Below are 19,946 nucleotides of genomic sequence, written 5' to 3' on the forward strand. Positions count from 1 at the left end.
TCAGGACTCTCCGGCCCGTCCCGCGGCGACGACCTCGACACTCTCATCGGCAGGCTTCTCCGCGGCTGCCTCCTCCTGGGAGAGGGAGCGCTGGTAGACCTCTTCGATCACCGCGTCGGTCGCCTCCTCAGTGGGACCGTCGAACACGACTTCGCCGTTCCGCATGCCGACGATCCGGTCCGCGTAGTCGCGGGCGAGGTCGAGGTGGTGCATGTTGACTATGCAGGTGATGCCGAGCTCGCGCTGGATGCGGCGGAGGTCTCCGAGGACTTTGCGGGCAGTGGGCGGGTCGAGCGACGCGACCGGCTCGTCGGCCAGGATCAGCTCCGGGTCCTGGGCGAGCACCCGCGCGATCGCCACTCGCTGCTGCTGCCCTCCGGAGAGCGCCGATGCCCGGCTGTAGGCCTTGTCGACGATCCCCACCCGCTCCAGGGACTGGAAGGCGACTTCCTTGTCCTCGTGCCCGTACCAGCCGAGCAGCGAGCGCCAGGTGGGGGTGACGGATGAGCGTCCGATCAGCACGTTGTTGAGAACGGTGATGCGGCCGACGTTGTTGAACTGCTGGAAGATCATCCCCACGCGGGACCGCAGCCGCCGCAGCTTGGACTTGTTCTTCGGGTCCACCACCGTCTCCCCAACCGTCAGCGTTCCTCCGGTGTAGGGCACCAGACCGTTGACCGCCCGGATGAGAGTCGACTTCCCCGCCCCGGAGAGGCCGATGATGGCGACGAACTCGCCCTCGCCGATCTCCAGGCTGATGTCGTTCAGGCCTCTGAAGCCGTTCGGATAGACGACATCGACGTTCTCAAACTTGATCATAATGAAAAGTTCCTGACGGCCGTGGTGCGGACCGCGGCCCTGTGCCGCAGCCCGCACCCCAGCATGCCAGAGAATTCCTCTCAGCTCAGAAAAGCCTCAGGGTCACTCGCCGGCTTCGTCGCCGAAGTCGTTGTAGACCTCACGGGCCACGTCGAGGGCCTCATCGTCGGCTGGCGTCAGACCGTTGATCTCGTAGACGTCATAGAGCGGGTCTCCCTCGTCCAGGTCACCGGACTCAGCGAAGCTCAGCCATGCGTCCTCAAGCGTCTGGAGCTCTTCGTCGGTGAACTCGTTCGACGCGACGATCCCGTCGTTGGGGATGGGACCGGCCCATGCGAAGACGACGAGCTCCTCGCCGACGTCTGGGTTGTCGTCGACGACGTTGGTGCGGGCATCGTCGAACGAGGTGCCGATCTCGAATTCGCCGTTGTAGACGTTCAGCACAGCATCGTCGTGGCCGCCTGCGAACTGGGCGTCCACCTCGACGCCGAGCTCGTTGAGCTGGGTCTGCGGGAAGTAGAAGCCCGACGCGGAGCCCTCCTCCACAAAGGCGACGGGGGTGCCGTCCTCGATCTGGGCCAGGGAGTCCTCGCCCATGGGGCCGTAGTCGGCAAGCTCGCCGGACTCCTCATCGTAGATACCGTTGCAGAACATGTAGCCGTCCTCATCGGCGACCGGCTCGTCCTCGCAGTAGGTGTCGGGGTCGTTCGTGAACCACTGGGTCACGTACGTGTCCGCGCCGTACCGGATCGACTGGAGGATCGGGGTGCCCTCGGCCTCGTCCTCGGCCTGAATCATGCCGATGGGGCCGGACATCACCAGCTGCACGTCGCCGGACTGCATGCCCTGGATGACGCCCAGGTACGAGTCTGCGAAGAAGATGTCGACGTCGAAGCCGCCGAGCGACTCGGACAGCTGGTCCGCCAGCGCATCGGCGTTCTCCTCCTCCGCCTGCGTGGCGGAGTCGGTGGCGGGGACCAGGCCGATGGTGATGCTGTCCACCGACTCAATCTCAGCGCCGGCCTCCCCGTCGGCCTCCTCGCCGTTCTCGGCGCCCTCTCCTGCGGCGTCCTCCTCAGTCTGGTCCTCAGCGTCATCGTCGCCGGTGTCGATGTCACCTTCGTCCCCGGCGCACGCGGCCAGTGAGAGGGTCAGCACAGATGCCAGCGCGAAGGCTGACGTGGTGTTCAAGCGCATTGCGAACGTCCTTAGTCCATAGATCCAGGTGCAAGTGCGGGCCTCTGCGCCCGGCCAGCCGATAGGGTGATCTGCGGCACGGAGGTCCGATGCTCACTCTATGGGCGCGCTGAGCAGCCCCTCAACTTGTAACCCGGCAGTTTTCACAGTCGTCACTCAGAATTAACCCGGCGTTGGCGCATCCGCCCAGGTCCGCATCATGCTGACCGCCTCGTCGAAGGACGAGACGCGATGATCTGGGGCGCCGAGCCCGGTGCCGAAGCGGTCGATCAGGACGGTCTCTCCCCCGAGGTCCGCCACGGGGGCAAGGTCGTTCTTCCAGATGTCGCCCACGGACAGGATGCTCAGCCCGTTGAGATCGTCGTGGCGGGCGGCCTGCTGAAGCGCCTCCGGCATGCCGTAGGGCTTGCGGGCACTGTTGATGACCTCATCGAAGGACTCGTGCAGGCCCAAGGCGTCCAGCCAGCGGTCGAACCCCTCGGCCGGCGAATTGGTGATCAGCACGACCCTCACCCCTGCGGCCCGCATCTCTGCGATGAGCCGACCGGCTTCCTCCGGCGCGTGGACATCAGTCTGCTCCAGCCCGTCCCTCACGATGCGGCGGCGCGCGGCCATGAACGCCTGCCCGGTCTGAGCGTCGTTGAGACCGGCCTGGCGGCCCAGAAGCTGAACCAGCTGATACCCGTCCTGCAGCGGCCATGCCACCGGATGCGCACCCTGAACCCCGAAGGACTCCCGCAGGAGGGGCGGCTCGCCGTTCCCGTCCACCTCGATCTCCGGGATGGCCAGGGAGTCGGATGAGAGTGCCTGCGCCACGATCCGGGCAATGCTGCGGCCCAGCCCCGGGAGCCCGTGCTGAGCGATCAGCTCATCCGCCTCATGGGCGTAGAGCATGGCCGGTTCGTCGCCGAGGCAGACCGTCCCGTCGAAGTCGAGGATGAGCAGCCTGCGCCGGTGATCGGAAGCTGAGGAGCTGAGCACGATGATGAGCCTTAGGGGACGGGAACGAGGGGAAGGGGCGGAAGTCGCCATGGACGCATTGTCCGCAGTGGAGAACTATAGGCGACGCTCGATGCTCCCGGAGGCTCCGCCTCGCTGACCGGCCGATGATGCGCGGAGACCCCGCAGGCGCGGTGCCTGCGGGGTCCCTGTGCCGTGCATCCGACTACCTGATCGTCTTCCCTGCGCTGCCGAGGGACTGTGCCGCCTCGACGATGCGTGCGGCCATCCCCTCCTCGGCCTTCTTGCCCCACACGCGGGGGTCGTAGGTCTTCTTGTTGCCGACGTCGCCGTCGACCTTCAGCACGCCGTCGTAGTTCTCCAGCATGTGCCCGGCCACCGGGCGGGTGAAGGCGTACTGGGTGTCGGTGTCGATGTTCATCTTGATGACGCCGTAGCTGACGGCATCCTCGATCTCCTGCTGGCTGGAGCCGGAGCCGCCGTGGAAAACCAGGTCGAAGGGACGCGCCGAGCCGTACTTCTCGGCCGTCGCCCGCTGAATCTCATCGAGGATCTCTGGGCGCAGCTTCACGTTGCCGGGCTTGTAGACCCCGTGCACGTTTCCGAAGGTCAGAGCGGTGATGTAGCGGCCGTGCTCGCCGGTGCCCAGAGCCTCAAGGGTCGCGATCGCATCGTCGACGGTGGTGTAGAGCTTCTCGTTGATCTCGTTCTCCACACCGTCCTCCTCGCCGCCGACGGTTCCGATCTCCACCTCAAGGATCTGCTTGGCGGCGGCCGAGCGGGGCAGCAGCTCAGCGGCGATCCGCAGGTTCTCCTCGAGGGTCTCCGCGGAGCCGTCCCACATGTGGGAGTTGAAGATGGGGTCGCGTCCGGCCTTCACCTCGGCCTCGGAAGCCTCCAGCAGGGGCAGGACGAAGCTGTCGAGCTTGTCCTTGGGGCAGTGGTCGGTGTGCAGGGCGATGTTGACCCCGTAGTTCTTCGCGACCTCTTTGGCGAAGGCGGCGAACGCCCTGGATCCGGTGACCATGTCCTTCACGGACGAGCCCGACCAGTACGCGGCGCCGCCGGTGGAGACCTGGATGATGCCGTCCGACTCTGCGTCGGCGAAGCCTCTGATGGCCGCGTTGAGCGTCTGGGAGCTCGTCACGTTGACCGCGGGGTAGGCATATCCGCCGGCCTTGGCCGCGTCAATCATCTCGGTGTACTTGTCCGGGGTTGCAACGGCCACGTGATGCTCCTCTGTCGGTGAAGTCGGTCGGGGAACGCCCTCATGCACGTTCTCCGCACCCATCCTAACGAGACGCGAGCCACACGTAACCCTGTGCGTCTCGATCAGGGGAAGCCGAGGAGCCTCAGTCCGGCAGCTGCGAGGGCGCCGATGACCACGACGAGGATGAAGGGAGCTCTGAGCATCAGCGCCGCGGCGGCAGCGACGAGCGCTCCGAGACGGGAGTCCAGAACGAAGCCGCCGTCGTAGGAGACCGCGTTCATGGCGACCAGCGCCGCGAGCAGTCCGATGGTGAGCATCCCCGAGATGCGCACCACGGCCGGACGGGCCAGCCACGCAGCCGGCACCAGGTAGCCGAGGATCTTCAGCGCGTACGCTGCGACGCAGGCCAGCACGATCCATGCCCAGACGCTCATGCCGCTCGCCGCTCCCTGCTCCGCTCGAGACGCGCCGCGACCGTGCCCCAGAGCACGGTCACCGCAGCGGCCAGCAGGATCGGCACCCCCGCGGGCACCACCGGCATCGCGATCACCGTGACGAGAGCCGCGACGACGGCGAGCGCCCAGGGCTCTGCTGCCTTCAGCCGGGGCCAGAGGAGACCGAGGAACGCCGCGACCACCGCTCCGTCGAGGCCGAGTGCTTCGGGGTCCGCCATCACGTCTCCGAGGAGCGCGCCGATCACCGTGGCCAGTGACCAGCCGATCCAGATGCCCATCCCGGTCAGCCAGAAGCCGCGGCGCTGCTCGGGGCCCGCCTCCTGGGCCGTCGCCGCGGCCATGCTCTCGTCGATCGTGACCTGGGCCGCCAGCAGCCGCTTCAGCCCCGAGGGGCTGAGCATCGCCTTGATCTGAGCCGCGTAGAGCGTATTCCGAACCCCGAGCAGGGTGGCGCTGGTGAATGCGGCCGCGGGAGAGCCGCCGGCGGCCGCGACGCCGATGAAGGCGAACTGCGAGCCTCCGGTGAACATCAGCACGCTCAGGGCCACGGCCTGCCAGACGCTGAAGCCGGCGGCCACTGCCAGTGCGCCGAAGGAGATGCCGTAGAGGGAGACGGCGAGTGTGATGGATGCGGCCATCCTGCTCGCGGGGGTCACCCGCAGCAGCGCCTCACCGTCCTTCCGCCCCTCGCAGCCCACCGGCACATCGTACGCAATGCCGTGCGCGGCGAGTCGACCCCCAAAGCGCGCCCACAGGGGTACGGACCCGGCTATGGTTTCTTCGATGAAGATCGGCGTTTTCGATTCTGGGCGCGGGGGCGAAGCAGTCGCCGTCCGTCTCCGCGAGCTCCTGCCCGACTCCGAGGTGCTCACCGCCCACGATTCGGCCAACGTCCCCTACGGGAGCCGCTCCGAGGCGGAGGTTCAGCGCCTCACCGAAGCCGGCATCCGGCCGCTGCTGGACGCCGGATGCGACACAGTGGTCCTCGCCTGCAACACAGCCACCGCCGCGGCCATTGAGCATCTGCGGCGACAGATCCCAGGCATCCCATTCGTCGGCCTAGAGCCAATGGTCAAGCCCGCCGCGGCAATGAGCCTCAGCGGCGTCATCGCCGTCTGCGCCACACCCGCGACCCTGGACAGCGCGCGCTACGCAGCTCTGAAGGACCGGTGGGCACCGGGTGTTGAGGTGGTGGAGCCTGACTGCCGCGACTGGGCCGCAAGCATTGAGCGGGATGGTCCCGAGAGCGTGGACCTCAGCCCCCTGGTCGAGACGGTGCGCAGCTCCGGTGCCGACGCGGTGGTGCTGGCCTGCACCCATTACCACTGGATCCGGGACCGCATCGAAGGCCGGCTGCGCGCTGACCTGCCCGATCGTTCGGTCACCGTCCTCGAGCCGTCCGATGCGGTGGCCGGCCAGGTCGCACGGGTGCTCTCCCAGTCGGCGGGACGCGCTCGGGGTGCGGCCTCAGCCGAGCGGGGCCCCGTGGTCTGAGCCGTCTGCGCCGCCGGGCGCTGCGTGCTGCCGGACCCATGCGTGCATGGCGATGCCGGCAGCTACGCCCGCGTTGATGGAGCGGGTGGAGCCGAACTGGGCGATCGAGAGGGTCGCCGCGGCGGCGTCGCGGATCTGATCGCTGAGCCCGGGGCCCTCCTGCCCGAAGACCAGGACGCAGTCGCGCGGCAGACTGAAGGTCTCCAGCGGGACCGAATCGGGAAAGAGGTCCACCCCGAGCACCGGCAGCCCGGCGTCCTGCGCCCAGGCGACGAAGTCCTCGACGGTGGGATGGTGCCGCACATGCTGGTATCTGTCGGTGACCATCGCCCCCCGTCGGTTCCACCGCTTCTTCCCGATGATATGGACTTCCTGGGCCAGGAAGGCGTTCGCGGTGCGGACGACGGTGCCGATGTTGAAGTCGTGCTGCCAGTTCTCGATCGCCACGTGGAATCCGTGGCGTCGCGTGTCCAAGTCGGCGACGATGGCCTCACGGCTCCAATAGCGGTAGGCGTCCACCACATTGCGACGGTCGCCGTCGCGCAGCAGCTCCCCATCCCAGTGCTCGCCGGCCGGGAGGGGCCCTTCCCAGGGGCCTACGCCGACTTCGCGCTGGAGCTCCTGAGGCCCGAGCTCGTCATCTTTCTCCCCCGGACCCTGACTCATCCGGCTGAGCGTACTACGCTCAACGCATGGGCCAGACAGCAGAATCTCCTGACAACCCGCTTGAGCAGCTCTCCCTGGAGCAGCTGCGCCACCGCCGGTCTGCGAAGTGGCGGGTGTTCGGCGACGACGTGCTTCCGCTCTGGGTGGCCGAGCAGGACACCCTTCTTGCCGAGCCCGTCGCCGAGGCGCTGCGCCGTGCGGTGGAGATCGGCGACACCGGCTACCCCACCACCGCACCCTTCGTGGAGGCCTTCTGCGGATTCGCAGCGCAGCGGTGGGGCTGGGAGGTCTCAGCATCCCAGGTGCGCCCCGTCCGCGATGTGATGAGCGGCGTGGTGAACGCGCTGCATCTGATCACCGAACTGGCGGACACCGTGATCGTGAACTCGCCGGTCTATCCGCCGTTCTTCAAATATCCCTCCTCCGGAGGACTGCGCGTGGTCGAGGCCCCGCTCGGAGCCGACGGACGCATCGACTTCGAGATGCTGGAGGAGTCGTTCAACCTGCGCACCTCGGGCGGCAGCGCGGCCATGCTGCTCTGCAACCCGCAGAACCCGACCGGCGTGGTCCACACCCGCGAGGAGCTCGAGCAGGTCGCGGAGCTCGCCCACTCCTACGGAGTTCGGGTGGTCGCCGACGAGATCCACGCGCCCCTGGTCTACGACGAGCACAGCTTCACGCCGTACCTGACGGTGGATCCTGCGGGCCTGTCCCTCATGTCCGCGTCCAAGGCCTGGAACCTGGCGGGCGCGAAGGCAGGCCTCCTCATCGCCGGCGACGACGCCGTGGGCGAGCTGCAGAACCTGCCCTCCGAAATCGCCTACGGGCCCAGCCACCTCGGAGTGCTCGCCCAGACAGCGGCCTACAGCGAGGGCGGACCGTGGCTGGACTCGCTGCTGACGGGGCTGGATTCCAACCGCAGGCTCCTCAGCGAGCTGCTCCAGAAGCACGCGCCGCAGGTCGGCCACACGATGCCGGAGGGCACTTACCTGGCATGGCTGGACTTCTCCGCCTACGGGTTCGAGACGGATGAGCCGACGGGCGGCACCGAATCGCCCATCCAGGGCCCCGCGCGGCACCTGCTCGCGGAGGCCGGAGTGGCGCTGAGCGGCGGGCACGGATTCGGCACCGGCGGCGAACGGCACGCCCGGCTGAACTTCGCGTGCTCGCAGTCGACGCTCACCGAGGCCGCAGAGCGCATCGGCCGGGCGCTCGGCTGAGCTTCTCGGCTACCCTCTGCAGGGTGACTGAACCGATCATCCGCGACGCGCAGACCGCAGACCTCGACGCTGCGGCGACCATCATGGAGCACTATGTGCTCAGCACTCTGGCCACCTTCACGCATCGGGCACCGACCGCCGCTGACTGGCAGGTGCGCATGGAGCGCATGCGGGAGGACGGCCTGCCCTTCCTCGTGGCCGAGCTGCACCCGGAGGCGGAGAGCGCGGACGAGGCGCCCGGCGAGATCGTCGGCTTCGCCTATGCGGACTGGTGGCGCCCGAAGTCCGAGCACCGCATCACGGTTGAGGACAGCATCTACCTCAGTCCTGCTGCCGCCGGCCGCGGCGTCGGAACCGCGCTCCTGAGCGCTCTGATCGAGCGCTGCGCCGAAGCGGGGCACCAGCAGATGATCGGCGTGCTCACCGATGAGGAGAGTGAGGCGTCGTTCGCCCTGCACACCAAGCTGGGCTTCCGTCCCGTCGGCCACCTGCCGCAGGTCGACGTCAAGCACGGCAGGACGCTGGGCACATACCTGCTCCAGCGCCCCCTGCGCTGAGGCGGGGTGCTCACTCCAGGCCGAGGTCGTCCTTGGTGTAGGCGTAGAGATAGGGAACATCCGCCTGCTGCGCAATGTGATCCCCGGCCCCGGTTGCCCGGTCCACGATGACGGCCACAGCCTGGACGATGCCGCCCGCTGCGCGGACTCCCTCCACTGCTGTCAGCGCCGAGCCTCCTGTGGTGGAGGTGTCCTCCAGGACCACCACTCGGCGACCCTCCACTGAGGGGCCCTCCACCTGGCGCCCCATTCCGTAGTCCTTCTGCTGCTTCCTCACCACGAACGCGTCCACGCTGCGGCCCTGCTCCCGCGCGGCGTGCATCAGAGCCGTTCCGACCGGGTCCGCACCCATCGTCAGCCCTCCTGCGGCGTCGACGTCGATCCCCGCCTCGTCGAGGAGGTTCAGCATCACCCGGCCCACCAGGCCGGAGGCCTCGTGGTGGAGTGTGACGCGGCGCAGGTCGACGTAATAGTCGGCCTCTCTGCCCGAGGAGAGGGTCACCCGACCGCGCACCACGGCGAGGTCGCGGATGAGTTCGTTGAGACGGTCGCGGTCAGCAGCAGAAGTCATACAGGCATCCTATGATCCGTCGTGCCGGGACTGTGCGCGCCCTCCGTCAAGGCGGCGTTCAGCCGCCATTCACATCTGGGTCACGAAGCCCCGGATACACTGCGCAGTATGGGTCATCTGCGGAATCAGATTCTGGAAGAGATGGGCGTCAGCCCCACGATCGACCCCACCGAGGAGGTGCTGCGCCGCACGACGTTCCTGGCTGAGTACGTGAAGGCCGCGGGAGCGGACGGCCTGGTGCTGGGCATCTCGGGCGGGGTGGACTCCTCGTTGGGCGGACGACTGTGCCAGCTGGCCGTCGAGAAGCTGCGCGAGGACGGGTATGAGGCGACCTTCCATGCGATGCGGCTCCCACACGGGGTCCAGCATGATGAGGAGGACGCCGAGCGGGCGCTCGGATTCATCGGCCCGGACCGCCTGCACACCTTCAACATCGAACAGGCCGTCGCCGGGATGGATGCGGCCTTCGCCGAGGGCCACGGCCGACCCCTGAAGGACTACCACCGAGGCAACGTCAAGGCGCGCCTGCGCATGGTGGCCCAGTATGCGGTGGCCGGCGAGAACAACGCTCTGGTGGTCGGCACCGATCACGGGGCCGAGGGCATCACCGGCTTCTTCACCAAGTACGGGGACGGCGGCGTGGACGTCGCCCCCCTGTTCACGCTGAACAAGCGGCAGGTCAGGCAGATCCTGAAGCACCTGGGCGCGGAGGAGAGGCTCTACACCAAGGCTCCCACCGCCGATCTGCTGGACGACAGCCCAGGACAGCTTGACGAGACGGAGCTCGGCATCACCTACGACGAGATCGACGACTATCTGGAGGGCCGCGAGGTCTCCGCGGAGACGGCAGCCCGGCTCGAGAACCAGTGGCTGAAGACGCGCCATAAGCGCACAGAGCCGGTCACGATCGCCGACCAGTGGTGGAAGTCCGAGTCCTGATAGCGTTCTGGCGATGCGCATCGCTACATGGAACGTCAATTCGCTGCGGGCCCGGGCCGACAGGGTCGAGGAGTTTCTGGAGCGCCAGGACGTAGATGTTCTGGCCATCCAGGAGACCAAGTGCAAGGACGAGAACTTCCCGTGGGAGGTCTTCGAGCACAACGGCTACGACGTGGCCCACTTCGGCTACGACCAGTGGAACGGCGTCGCCATCGCCTCGCGCGTGGGCATGAAGGGCGTGGAGAGGACCTTCCCCGACCAGCCCCCCTTCGGGAAGGCGGGAAAGGACCCGGTTCAGGAGGCCCGGGCGATCGCTGCAACATGCGGCGACGTGCGGGTGTGGTCCCTCTACGTCCCCAACGGCCGCTCGCGCGACGACGAGCACATGACCTACAAGCTCGGCTGGCTGGACCGCCTCCGCGACCATGCCGAGGCCTGGCTGACGGAGACGCCCGACGCGCAGATCGTCCTGGCCGGCGACTGGAACGTGGCGCCGGAGGATGAGGATGTGTGGGACATCGACTTCTTTGAGAAGAACCGGCTGACCCACGTCACCGACGAGGAGCGCGCCGCGTTCCAGGGGTTCCTGGACGCCGGCTACGCGGACGTGGCCCGCCCCTACACTCCGGGGCCCGGGGCGTACACGTTCTGGGACTACACCAGCCTGCGCTTCCAGAAGAGGCAGGGCATGCGGATCGACTTTCTCCTCGCCTCCCCCGCACTTGCGGACCGTGCCGCAGACGCGTTCATCGACAAGGACGAGCGACGCGGCAAGGGTGCCAGCGATCATGCGCCGGTGATCGCAGACTTCAGCTGACCGCGGGCAGTACGCGGCGCGGCCTCACACGGACCGCAGCCGCGTCCTCCTCGCCTCATCTGCGGGCGTTGAGCCGCTCCAGTTCGTCGACGGCGATTCCGGTGTTCTCCGCTGTACGGATGGCAGCGATCATGAACTCAAGAACCACGCGCAGAACGATCAGCTGCACGGCAGACCAGATGGTCCCGCCGATGACGCCGCCGAGGAACATCAGGACGGCCAGAACCCCGTTCTCCTGGGCGACAGCAACTGTGAGCACCAGCGTCGCAATCATGGCGATGATCCAGCCGATGGCGATGGCGACCAGCAGGATCACGTAGATGAACGACGCGAACTTGATCGCGACGAAGCTGCGGAACGTCAGGTCGAACAGGGCACCGAAGAACCCTTTGCGGCGGGCCGGGTCCCGACGCGGCTCTCCTGACCCGTCCGAGCCTCCGCCGGGGCCGGTCGGCGGCTGGTACGGGGGCTGATACCCCCCGCCGCCCGCTGGCGGGCCCGGGTAGGGCGGACGCGGGGGCGTGGGCCCCTGCGCCTGGTGCTCAGCAGCGGCCGGCTCCGGCCGGTGCGGCTCGGCGGGATCGGGCCGGTGAGCTTCGTTGGGCTCGGGCCGATGCGGTTCGGCCGGCTCCGGGGGATGCGGGTCTGCGCCTTCGGACTCCGGTCCGTGGGGCTCCGGCGGTTGAGGGGGCTGAGTCATGAAGAGTCCTGCCTCTGCACAGTGGGGTCAGCACGATCGGCTGAACGGCTCTGTCAGCCGTCTGAGGCTCATCCTTTCAGCCCCGAGCCCAAGAGACGAGAGCACACTCGGTTGTGACGCAGATAGCCCCCGCACTCCGAAGAGTACGGGGGCTATCTATGACACCGGATTGGTGGCTCCGACCGGCGTCGATCCGGTGACCTTTCGATTTTCAGTCGAACGCTCTACCAACTGAGCTACAGAGCCTTCACTGAATCCGATGCCTGGCGACCCTGACGGGACTTGAACCCGCGACCTCCACCGTGACAGGGTGGCGCGCTAACCAACTGCGCCACAGGGCCATATTTTCAGTTGTACCGGCCATGACGGCCGAGGAAGAACGTTACCAGTGCTTTGCCTGCAACGCCAATCCGTACCCCCAACGGGATTCGAACCCGTGCCGCCGCCGTGAAAGGGCGGTGTCCTAGGCCGCTAGACGATGGGGGCCTGCTCCATCGCGTTCGAAAGCCCACGATGAGGACCTGATAAGAATAGTCGCTCCGGCGCAGCCGCATCAAATCAGTGCCGACGCCCCTAGAGTGGGGACATGGTCCCTGCGATGTCAGACGAGGAGTTCGACGAGGCCGTCGGCGTCGCACTGGAGTCCATTCCGGAGCGCCTCGCCTCGAAGATCGACAACGTGGCGGTCTTCGTCGAAGACGTCTACACCCCAGAGCCGTGGGAGGACCCGGAGACCACGCTGCTCGGACTCTACGAGGGCATCCCTCTGACGGAGCGCGGGGAGGCCCCCTGGGCGATGCCCGACCGCATCACGCTCTACAAGGAGCCGATTCTGAGCATCTGCAGCAGCCGCGAAGAAGTGGTCGAACAGGTTCGCATCACCGTGGTGCACGAGGTCGCGCACTACTTCGGGATCGACGACGAGACCCTGCACCGCCTGGGCTGGGGCTGAGCCCTCACAGTGCGGCCCCCAGCGCATGACTCCGCCTAGCACAGGCCTGTGACAAACCTGGGCAATGGCCAACCTTCAAGTAGCTTGAAGGTTCATCGAGACTGATTTGTGACCCTAGATCCGCGTCACCATGCGGATCTAGGGCTCACAGTTCAATCACAGAAAAAGCGACACACCTTGTCGTCGTGACCTTTTCGCAATTAACGTGAGCGGAGCAGCACCACGACAGGACCCAACCGGTTCAGAGCTTTCCCATCGCTCGACACCGGATGAGGAGCTTCCCATCGCTCACCCTCATCCGCTCTGTGCCGACCCGGCCCCCACCTGGAGCCCCGCTGCGCCCGAGGAACAAAGTGAGGAACTGCTGTGAACAACCGTAATCTTGCGGTGGCGGCCGTCACCGCCGTGATCGTGACCACCGCCCTGGTCGGAACGACCCTGCCCGACATTGTCGCCGACCGCACCAACAGTGCAGCCGAGCAGCAGGAGCAGGGCGGCACCGTCGAGGGCGGCACCACCACGGCCCTGCCCGCCAACCCGTCCGTCGACGACATCTCCGGCGCCAAGAGCGACCGCGAGGCCAGCGACCGCATGATCGCTGACATCGCCGGCCGCATCGACCAGGCCAGCGCTCGCGCTGACGAGCTGGAGCAGAACCTGATGCGCCAGCAGGCTGAGGCGTCTGAACGCCTCGCCGCTGCGGAGGAGGCCGAGGAGACCGCTGAGCAGGCGCGGACCGAGGCCGAGGCCGCCATGGCCGTAGAGGACACTGAGGACGACGACACCTCTGCCGCAGATGTCCTCCTTGGTGACGAACACGCTCTGGCCGACGACGCCACGGACCAGCAGCTCGAGGACCGCGCCGAGTCTGACGCCGTCGCCGCTGAGCAGACGGCCCGCGAGGCCGAGGCTGAGGCGGAGCGCCTGGCGGAGGAGGCCCGCGAGGCCGAGGCCAGCGTCGACACCAGCAGCAGCTCAACCGTCGAGGACGTGGAGGAGCTCGGCGCCAACGTCCACCGCCAGATGGTGGCTCTGCACGAGCTCGAGGGCGAAGGCTACTCGCTCCAAGAGTTCTACGAGATGGTCCTCGGCAATTCCTGACTTCCTCGACGACGACGGCGATGTGGACTATCAGGCCCTGGCCTTCCGCGTGCAGCAGCTGCGCGCCGAGGCAGAGCAGGCCGAGGTCCGCGACGAGGACGTGCAGGCTGAGCCCGCGTCCAACACCTCTTCGGAGGATGCGGAAGGGGAAGCCGCATCCTCCGAAGATGAGGAGGAGGAGGAAGCGTCGGAGGAGCCCAGCGAAACAGCTGAGCCCACCCCATCCGCAGAGCCGACTCCCACTGAGGAGCCCAGCGAAACAGCTGAGCCCACCCCATCCGCAGAGCCAACGCCTGCCGAGGAGCCGACTCCCACTGAGGAGCCCAGCGAAACAGCGGAGCCCACCCCTCTGCGGAGCCGACGCCCACCGAAGAGCCGACTCCCACTGAGGAGCCCAGCGAAACAGCTGAGCCCACCCCCTGCGGAGCCCACCCCCACGGCGGAGTCCACTCCCACTGAGCGAGCACGCCCGGCCCCGCACCGTTCAGCCAGCTCTCATCGAGCCAGCGGGACCTGCTGGCCGAGGCCGCAGAGCTCGAGAACATCTCCAGCGCCTCGAACTACTACACGCTGGCGCAGAGCAACGACACGTTCATGTCCTCAGACGGCTCGTTCAACTTCGACGCCATGTCTGACCACGTGCGCTACCTCGAATCCAACGCGTCACCCACCCCGTCCTCGACACCGAGCCCGTCCCAGACGAGCTCCTCGTCGAACAGCAGCTCATCCGGCTCCTCGTCGAACTCAAGCAGCAGCTCCAGCTCCTCATCGAGCAGCAGCTCCTCGTCGAGCAGCTCCAGCTCATCCAGCTCGTCGTCGAGCTCGAGCTCGTCCTCGAGCGGCAGCTCCAGCTCCTCGTCCGCTCCATCGATCCCCTCCTATGGGAACCTCAGCGGCGATCTGCGCCGACTGATGGAACGAGGCGCGGAGCTGGAGCCCAACTTCTCCGGCTCAGGCAGCGACTACTACCGAGCGGTGCTGAACAACGATGCGCTGACGGACTCGAGCGGCCGTGCTTCGCAGGTGGCGATGACCTCGCACGTGAACATGCTCGAGTCCCGCCACGGCAGCTCCAGCTCCTCGAGCAGCAGCTCCGGATCCAGCTCGAGCCCGTCAACGTCCAGCAGCCCCACCCAGTCCAGCTCCCCGAGCTCGAACTCGACCAGCTCCGGCTCGGGTGCGACCCCGGCCTCAGCGCCCGCTCCGGGTGGGGGCGCCACCGCGGCGGTCAGTGCGGCACGCAGCATCGTGAACACCCCCGGTGTGTTCTACCGGCACGCCGGCAACGGTCCGACCGCCTACGACTGCTCCGGCTTCACCACCGCAGCCTTCCGCGCGGCAGGGATCAGCCTCCCCCGGACCGCCGCTCAGCAGTCCACGGTGGGGACCACCGTCTCCATCAGTGACCTGCAGGCCGGGGACCTGGTCTTCTGGGGCGGCCGCGGAAGCGCCTACCACGTGGCCGTCTACGCCGGCGGCGGCATGATCCTCGACGCTGGCACTCCGGCCTCCGGTGTGACCGAACGTCGCATGTTCGGCGGCGCCTCCCACGGTCAGCGCGTGGGCTGACGCCAGAGCCTCACCACGCAGGTGGGCCCCGGGGATGTCATATCCCCGGGGCCCACCTGCGTCTGGCGTGCGATATGGGCTCAGAGCCCCCCCCCTATAGAACGGGCCCGAACTCATCGCGGTTAGCAATGCGACGATCGGAGTTCTCCGGCACCACCATCAGCGGGCCGGCCGCACGCTGGATCACGCCTTGGGATGTGGAGCCCAGCAGCATGCCGGCGAATCCTCCGCGGCCCCGAGTGCCGAGGACGGTGAGCTGAGCATGGCGCGTCTGATCGACCAGCACGTCCACCGACGTGCCGGACTGGACCTCATAGTCGATGTGCAGCGACGGGTAGTGATAGTTGAGCCAGAGCGCGCCGGCGTAGAGCTTGCCCCTCAGCTCCTCGATCGCTTCAGCATCGTCGATGTGAGTAGGAGCCCACATGGTGATGGCGCTGACGGGCGGCAGTGCGCACACCAGCCTCAGCGTGGTGCCGCGCTCAGACGCTTCTCGGGCGGCGGTCAGTGCGGCCACTCGGCCGTAGTCGGATCCGTCCACTCCTGCGATCACCGGCCGCGGGTCCCGCTCACGGATGGGCTTGGCGCCCTGCTCCACCAGGCTTGCCGGCGCAGCAGCCCCTGGGCCGTCCGACTCGGAGACGATCGGTATGGCCCCGGTTGCCGAGGTCACGGCATTCTCTGCCTGCGACGAGAACTGCAGAGGCACGAGAACGACCGGCGACTGCGCGTGCGCGGGCAGCGCTGACGAGACGGAGCCGAGCAGCCGGCCGAGGAACCCTCCCCGGCCTCGGGTGCCGATCACGACCAGCTCAGCGGTCCGCGACTCCTCGAGGAGCACCGTCGAGGGATCCCCCGATTCGACGCGGTAGGTCACCTCGGCCGGGTAGTCCCGGAGGAACTCCCTGGCCTGCTCGATGACGCCGTCAGCTCCGGCGCGCAGGCCGGAGTCATCCATCATGGCGTAGCCGCCGTCCATGGAGGAGGCGGCAAAGGCCGGCATCGAGTATGCGGTCAGCACCGAAAGCGGCAGGCCGCGTCGGTAGGCCTCGGCGGCGGCCCAGTGCGCGGCGCGCAGAGACTGCTCCGAGCCGTCCACTCCCACCACCACCGCGCCGCTGGGGCTCGTGCTCCCACGTGCATCCGTCATGAGTGACCTCCCTCACTGAGTACGGTCTCCTCATTCTACGCGGAGAGGATCCGGCCCGGCAGGAAGCCATGGCCCAGCTCTCAGCTGAAGCTCGCCTGCGTCGAGACCTCATTGACCATCCGACCCGGAAAGTTCGTCGTCAGCTCCTGGACCCCCAGCGACAGAAGGAGCTGCGCGTCCTCGGGCTCATCCACGGTCCACACGCGCAGGTGCGCGCCCCGGGCGATCCAGGCTTTGGCCTCAGCACGGTGCGCGCGCACGAAGCTCATCCCCGGGCCCGCGATGCCGACCTGCCTGTTCCACACCAGCGCCTCGGCGTCCTTGACAGCGCCGCGCATCACTGCGGAGATCAGGGGCCTGAATGCCGTACCCAGGGGCGTGCGTCCCGCGCGAGCACCGACGTCCTCGGATGTCACCGGGGCGAACAGGGCGCACAGCTTCTCCGCCGGCACCAAATCAGCCAGGTGCATGAGGGACCCCGGGTGAAAGCTCATGAAGGACACTTCGACGGCCTGCCCCTCCTTCACGCCTATGCGAGACGTCTCGGGATCCCACCCGTAGGACAGCAGCGTACGGAGGACGTGATCTTCGAGCTGATGGCCGAAGGGCGACGGATGCTTCAGCTCGATGGCCAGGCGCACGCTTCGACCAGCAGTGAGCAGCAGCTCCAGAGTGTCCCCAAGGGTCATCAGCTGGCTGCGGAGCCCGCCGTACTCGGCGGGAATCGCTGAGGTCTTCCAGCTGCAGACGTCGAGTCGGCGAAGCTCAGCCAGGGTCCGCTCCGCCACCAGGCCTCGGGCGTCGGTGGTTCGGTCCAGAGTCTCGTCGTGGAAGCAGACCACCTGGCCGTCCTTGGTGAGATGCACATCGATCTCGAGCCCATCGGCTCCTTCTGCCAGGGCGTGGAGGTAGGCGGCGCGCGTGTGCTCGGCGAATGCTCCGGAGGCACCGCGGTGGGCGAAGATCTGCGCGCGTCGCCTGGTCGGCGCGGAGGCGGGGGCTGTGGACTGTGCGCTGAAGAGGCCTGTCGTCACACCCCCTATGCAAGGCGATGAAATCAACCGGGGAGGGGCAGCGGGTGAAACCCGGACAGAACGTCAGGTGAACAGTGGGTGAACCGGTCTAGGACCCGACTTCTCGCAGCTCCTGGCCGTCCTCGTCGTCGGACTCGGCCTCTGCTGCGCGCAGCGCTCTGCGCTGGGCACGCTCCGACCGACCCTCGGCCTTCAGCGCCTTCCTGCGCTGGCGCCGCTCCCGGCGTTCGGCCCGGTGCTTATCGCGTTCGAGCCCCCGCCGAAAGTCCGCTACGAGTGCGGCGGGCGTCCCCTCCGGCAGCTCGCCGAAGGTCTTGTGGGCACTGTCGATGACTCGTGAGCCCAGGGCACGGTTGCCGAGCCCACCGACGGCGGCGCCGATGCCGAACGGTATGGCGCGGGCGAACATGGATGAGCCTTGGCGCACGAAGAATCGCTTCAGGAACTGCCGCTTCAGCTGGTTGGCGACCAGATTGCCCATGGTCGAGGAGCCCGCGGAGGCTGACCCCCATGAGCTCAGCGGAACCATGGAGCTGATCGGCCCGGCTCCCTTGCCGCCGGCCTGAGCGTTGAGCTCAGCCAGCAGTTTGCGGCCGTCATCGCCGAGCATCACGCCCATGACCAGCAGCTTGGCCTTCTGCGGGTCCTCGGTGGTGATTCCCGAGAGTTCTGCCATGGATTGGGCGTAGAGGGCGCACAGCTCCAGAAAGCCCCCTGTAGCGGCTGCGGAGATGCCCAGCGCAGCCGCAGTGCCCACTCCTGGAACAGCAGCTGTGGCACCGATTGCCGCCCCGGAGCCGGTGAGGGTGCGCTTGAACTCTCGGTCGAGCTCATGGGCGAGCTGCCGGTTGGTGTGGGTGGGGTGCGCTTTCCGGAGGCGGCGCAGGTTGGCCAGGACGACGGGCCGCTGAACGGTGACCGCTCGTGTGAGCCATTCCTCCGCTGTCGGTGTGAGACGACCGTCCTCGGAAAATGTTTTGCGGGAGACCATGCTGAGCCCCTTGGCCGCCGCGTAGCCGCCGGCGGCGCTGCGCAGCACAGAGCCGGCGCCCTGCTTGGTGCTCGGCGACCTGCTGGGGACCGGCGGGTGATCCTGGGGGTCGTAGCCGCCGGAGGGGATGATGCTCATCGAGGCCATGCCCGGAAGTCTACGGGCCGCCCAGCTGGGGAGTCACCCCACCCCGGACGTTCTCAGTGCGGGGCGTGGACATCCAGCCAGACGAGGCGGTCGTCGAGGGCGTTCGAGGCGGTGGGGTCCACCGTCCTATGACCGAACTCGCCGTCTCCCGGCCAAAAGACGCCTGACTGGATGAAGCTCAGCCCTTTCGAGGGCACGGCGAAGGACGCTCGCAGGTCCTCTCCGCCGCTCACCCACCGGGTGGCGGTCTCGTCAGTCTGCGAAGGTTCGCCCGGACGTTCGCTCACGTCGGTGTCGGTGACCGCTTCAGGCTCGGGGTCCTCCAGCGCCGGGTGGCTGATCAGCTTCTCGGCCCCGGCATCTTCATGGATGAACGGCTCCCCGACGACGATGGCCTGAGCACCGGGGCGCAGCCCGCCCTCGACTCCCTCGTCGTCATACAGATACCAGGCTTCAGAGGACACGTAGTCCGCCAGAACCTGAGCGAAGTCCTCGGACCGAGCCCGATCCGCGGTGCCCGGCTCGTCGGAAGCCGCGGTCGCCGAAACGATGAGATGAATGGGCTCATGACCTTCGACGAGCACGGGAACGTCCCACAGGCTCGTTGTAGCCAGCCGCAGGATCGACTCCTCCGCCTGTGTGAAGCCCTCGTCCGAGAGGGAGGAGCCGGGCATGTCCTTCCACAGAAACTCCTGGAAAGTGCGAGCACCGTCAGTGTCGAGCGGCTCCTTGGAGAAGATGATCATCCCCTCCTGGCCCGGGTAGGAGCCGTACCCCATGGCGTCACCGGAGCCTCCGACGGTTCCGTCTCCGTCGAGATCCACGCCGGAGTCCACACCCGAGTTCGTGGGCGCCGTGAACACGTGGGGGTAGTGCTTGCTGGACTGCCCGTTCTGACCGCTTGCGAAGTACTGGTTCTGCAGGATCTCGGCGATGCGGCCGTCCTCGTCGTGGCTGACCCCCGTGAGGACCAGCACATCCGGCTCATTGATTTGGACGGTCTCGGCCAAGGTCCTCGCCTGGCCGTGGTTCCCGCCTGCCAGGTCGCTGATGAGGCTGTCGAGGGGATCGCTGCCTTCGGGGTTCGAAGCAGTGAGCCCGGCGTGCAGAGTCGCGACGCGGAGACCGTCCTCCTCGTTGGGCACAGCAGTCACCTCAGCCTCGGAGCCGGGCTCGCTGGAGGCAGGCTGGCCAGGTGTGGGGTACAGAGGCGTCAGCGCGGCTGCGTAGGACGCGTCCGGGGCGGGCGACGAGTGAGCTGCCGGAGCGGCCGCGAATGTGAGGGCCGCGACGGCGGCAGCAGAGGTGCTGGCGGCGCATATCCCTCGAAAACGGCGCGCAGGAGCAGTAGAGCCTTCAGGCATGCCCACCACGGTAACCAGGTCGGCTCAGGGTGC

Annotated in this window: 21 protein-coding genes and 3 tRNA genes; 8 read left to right on the plus strand and 16 right to left on the minus strand. The window is 67.6% G+C overall.

Translation table 11 applies throughout. From position 1 onward, the window contains the following. The 6 genes from phnC to FS388_RS04685 all read right to left on the minus strand — a co-directional run bounded on the left by phnC (position 1) and on the right by FS388_RS04685 (position 5,339). Positions 1-819: a phosphonate ABC transporter ATP-binding protein gene (phnC, locus tag FS388_RS04660; protein WP_146340168.1), complete on the minus strand. Its 819-nt coding sequence runs from the start codon at positions 817-819 to the stop codon at positions 1-3. Between the two features lie 102 nt (positions 820-921). Next, positions 922-2,016: a phosphate/phosphite/phosphonate ABC transporter substrate-binding protein gene (locus FS388_RS04665; protein ID WP_146340170.1), complete on the minus strand. Its 1,095-nt coding sequence runs from the start codon at positions 2,014-2,016 to the stop codon at positions 922-924. Between the two features lie 162 nt (positions 2,017-2,178). Next, positions 2,179-2,997, minus strand: a complete 819-nt coding sequence (locus FS388_RS04670) for an HAD family hydrolase (RefSeq protein ID WP_168198591.1) — start codon at positions 2,995-2,997, stop codon at positions 2,179-2,181. Positions 2,998-3,181: 184 nt separating this feature from the next. Further along, a complete protein-coding gene (fbaA, locus tag FS388_RS04675) occupies positions 3,182-4,204 on the minus strand; it encodes a class II fructose-bisphosphate aldolase (RefSeq protein ID WP_146340175.1) in 1,023 nt (340 codons plus the stop codon). A gap of 104 nt (positions 4,205-4,308) precedes the next feature. Then, positions 4,309-4,620, minus strand: coding sequence for an AzlD domain-containing protein (locus FS388_RS04680; protein WP_146340177.1), 312 nt, complete (start codon positions 4,618-4,620; stop codon positions 4,309-4,311). Continuing rightward, on the minus strand, positions 4,617-5,339 hold the full coding sequence (locus FS388_RS04685) for an AzlC family ABC transporter permease (protein ID WP_246836300.1): 723 nt from the start codon (positions 5,337-5,339) through the stop codon (positions 4,617-4,619). The genes FS388_RS04680 and FS388_RS04685 overlap by 4 nt, the downstream gene beginning before the upstream one ends. An 85-nt stretch (positions 5,340-5,424) precedes the next feature. On the opposite strand from FS388_RS04685, the gene FS388_RS04690 reads away from it, so the two are divergent. Continuing rightward, positions 5,425-6,135 (plus strand): glutamate racemase, encoded by a 711-nt coding sequence (locus tag FS388_RS04690; protein WP_168198592.1) that lies wholly within the window; start codon positions 5,425-5,427, stop codon positions 6,133-6,135. Here FS388_RS04690 and FS388_RS04695 read toward each other — a convergent pair. Continuing rightward, entirely contained in the window at positions 6,109-6,801 is a 693-nt protein-coding gene (locus FS388_RS04695) for an RNA methyltransferase (RefSeq protein ID WP_146340182.1), read from the minus strand. The two genes, FS388_RS04690 and FS388_RS04695, sit on opposite strands and share 27 nt — an antisense overlap. 26 nt (positions 6,802-6,827) lie before the next feature. Here FS388_RS04695 and FS388_RS04700 point away from each other — a divergent pair, with 26 nt between their 5' ends. Next, the gene (locus FS388_RS04700) at positions 6,828-8,021 is read left to right on the plus strand and encodes a MalY/PatB family protein (RefSeq protein WP_146340184.1); all 1,194 of its coding nucleotides are present in this window, start codon (positions 6,828-6,830) and stop codon (positions 8,019-8,021) included. A gap of 23 nt (positions 8,022-8,044) precedes the next feature. Next, positions 8,045-8,578: a GNAT family N-acetyltransferase gene (locus FS388_RS04705; protein ID WP_210410235.1), complete on the plus strand. Its 534-nt coding sequence runs from the start codon at positions 8,045-8,047 to the stop codon at positions 8,576-8,578. A gap of 10 nt (positions 8,579-8,588) precedes the next feature. Here the strand turns inward: FS388_RS04705 and pyrE are convergent, their stop codons facing one another. Continuing rightward, on the minus strand, positions 8,589-9,149 hold the full coding sequence (gene pyrE, locus FS388_RS04710) for an orotate phosphoribosyltransferase (protein WP_146340186.1): 561 nt from the start codon (positions 9,147-9,149) through the stop codon (positions 8,589-8,591). A gap of 108 nt (positions 9,150-9,257) precedes the next feature. On the opposite strand from pyrE, the gene nadE reads away from it, so the two are divergent. Then, the gene (gene nadE, locus FS388_RS04715) at positions 9,258-10,088 is read left to right on the plus strand and encodes an ammonia-dependent NAD(+) synthetase (protein ID WP_146340188.1); all 831 of its coding nucleotides are present in this window, start codon (positions 9,258-9,260) and stop codon (positions 10,086-10,088) included. Positions 10,089-10,101: 13 nt separating this feature from the next. Then, on the plus strand, positions 10,102-10,905 hold the full coding sequence (locus FS388_RS04720; protein ID WP_146340190.1) for an exodeoxyribonuclease III: 804 nt from the start codon (positions 10,102-10,104) through the stop codon (positions 10,903-10,905). Positions 10,906-10,960: 55 nt separating this feature from the next. On the opposite strand, the gene FS388_RS04725 is transcribed toward FS388_RS04720, so the two are convergent. From FS388_RS04725 to FS388_RS04740, 4 genes are all read right to left on the minus strand, one after another. Then, a complete protein-coding gene (locus FS388_RS04725) occupies positions 10,961-11,605 on the minus strand; it encodes a DUF4282 domain-containing protein (protein ID WP_146340194.1) in 645 nt (214 codons plus the stop codon). A 170-nt stretch (positions 11,606-11,775) separates the two neighbouring features. After that, positions 11,776-11,851 (minus strand) — tRNA-Phe (locus tag FS388_RS04730). Positions 11,852-11,869: 18 nt separating this feature from the next. Further along, positions 11,870-11,946 (minus strand) — tRNA-Asp (locus FS388_RS04735). Between the two features lie 72 nt (positions 11,947-12,018). Further along, positions 12,019-12,091: transfer RNA gene (locus FS388_RS04740), tRNA-Glu, on the minus strand. 100 nt (positions 12,092-12,191) lie between these two features. Between FS388_RS04740 and FS388_RS04745 the strand changes: the two genes are divergently transcribed. The 3 genes from FS388_RS04745 to FS388_RS04755 all read left to right on the plus strand — a co-directional run bounded on the left by FS388_RS04745 (position 12,192) and on the right by FS388_RS04755 (position 15,227). Further along, the gene (locus FS388_RS04745; protein WP_146340195.1) at positions 12,192-12,557 is read left to right on the plus strand and encodes a metallopeptidase family protein; all 366 of its coding nucleotides are present in this window, start codon (positions 12,192-12,194) and stop codon (positions 12,555-12,557) included. 366 nt (positions 12,558-12,923) lie between these two features. Next, entirely contained in the window at positions 12,924-13,658 is a 735-nt protein-coding gene (locus FS388_RS04750; RefSeq protein ID WP_146340197.1) for a hypothetical protein, read from the plus strand. A gap of 594 nt (positions 13,659-14,252) precedes the next feature. Next, a complete protein-coding gene (locus FS388_RS04755; protein WP_146340199.1) occupies positions 14,253-15,227 on the plus strand; it encodes a C40 family peptidase in 975 nt (324 codons plus the stop codon). Between the two features lie 94 nt (positions 15,228-15,321). Here the strand turns inward: FS388_RS04755 and FS388_RS04760 are convergent, their stop codons facing one another. The 4 genes from FS388_RS04760 to FS388_RS04775 form a co-directional block, all read right to left on the minus strand. Further along, positions 15,322-16,377 carry a universal stress protein gene (locus FS388_RS04760; RefSeq protein ID WP_146340201.1) on the minus strand — a complete coding sequence of 352 codons (1,056 nt, stop codon included), beginning with the start codon at positions 16,375-16,377 and terminating at the stop codon, positions 15,322-15,324. An 80-nt stretch (positions 16,378-16,457) separates the two neighbouring features. Next, positions 16,458-17,411: a glycerophosphodiester phosphodiesterase family protein gene (locus FS388_RS04765; protein ID WP_146340203.1), complete on the minus strand. Its 954-nt coding sequence runs from the start codon at positions 17,409-17,411 to the stop codon at positions 16,458-16,460. A gap of 88 nt (positions 17,412-17,499) precedes the next feature. Then, the gene (locus FS388_RS04770; RefSeq protein ID WP_146340205.1) at positions 17,500-18,549 is read right to left on the minus strand and encodes a hypothetical protein; all 1,050 of its coding nucleotides are present in this window, start codon (positions 18,547-18,549) and stop codon (positions 17,500-17,502) included. A gap of 53 nt (positions 18,550-18,602) precedes the next feature. Continuing rightward, complete coding sequence (locus tag FS388_RS04775; protein WP_146340207.1) at positions 18,603-19,913, minus strand: endonuclease/exonuclease/phosphatase family protein; 1,311 nt, start codon at positions 19,911-19,913, stop codon at positions 18,603-18,605. Between the last annotated feature and the right edge of the window lie 33 nt (positions 19,914-19,946).

It is taken from the genome of Nesterenkonia sp. NBAIMH1 (assembly GCF_007922635.1).
GTDB lineage: Bacteria > Actinomycetota > Actinomycetes > Actinomycetales > Micrococcaceae > Nesterenkonia > Nesterenkonia pannonica.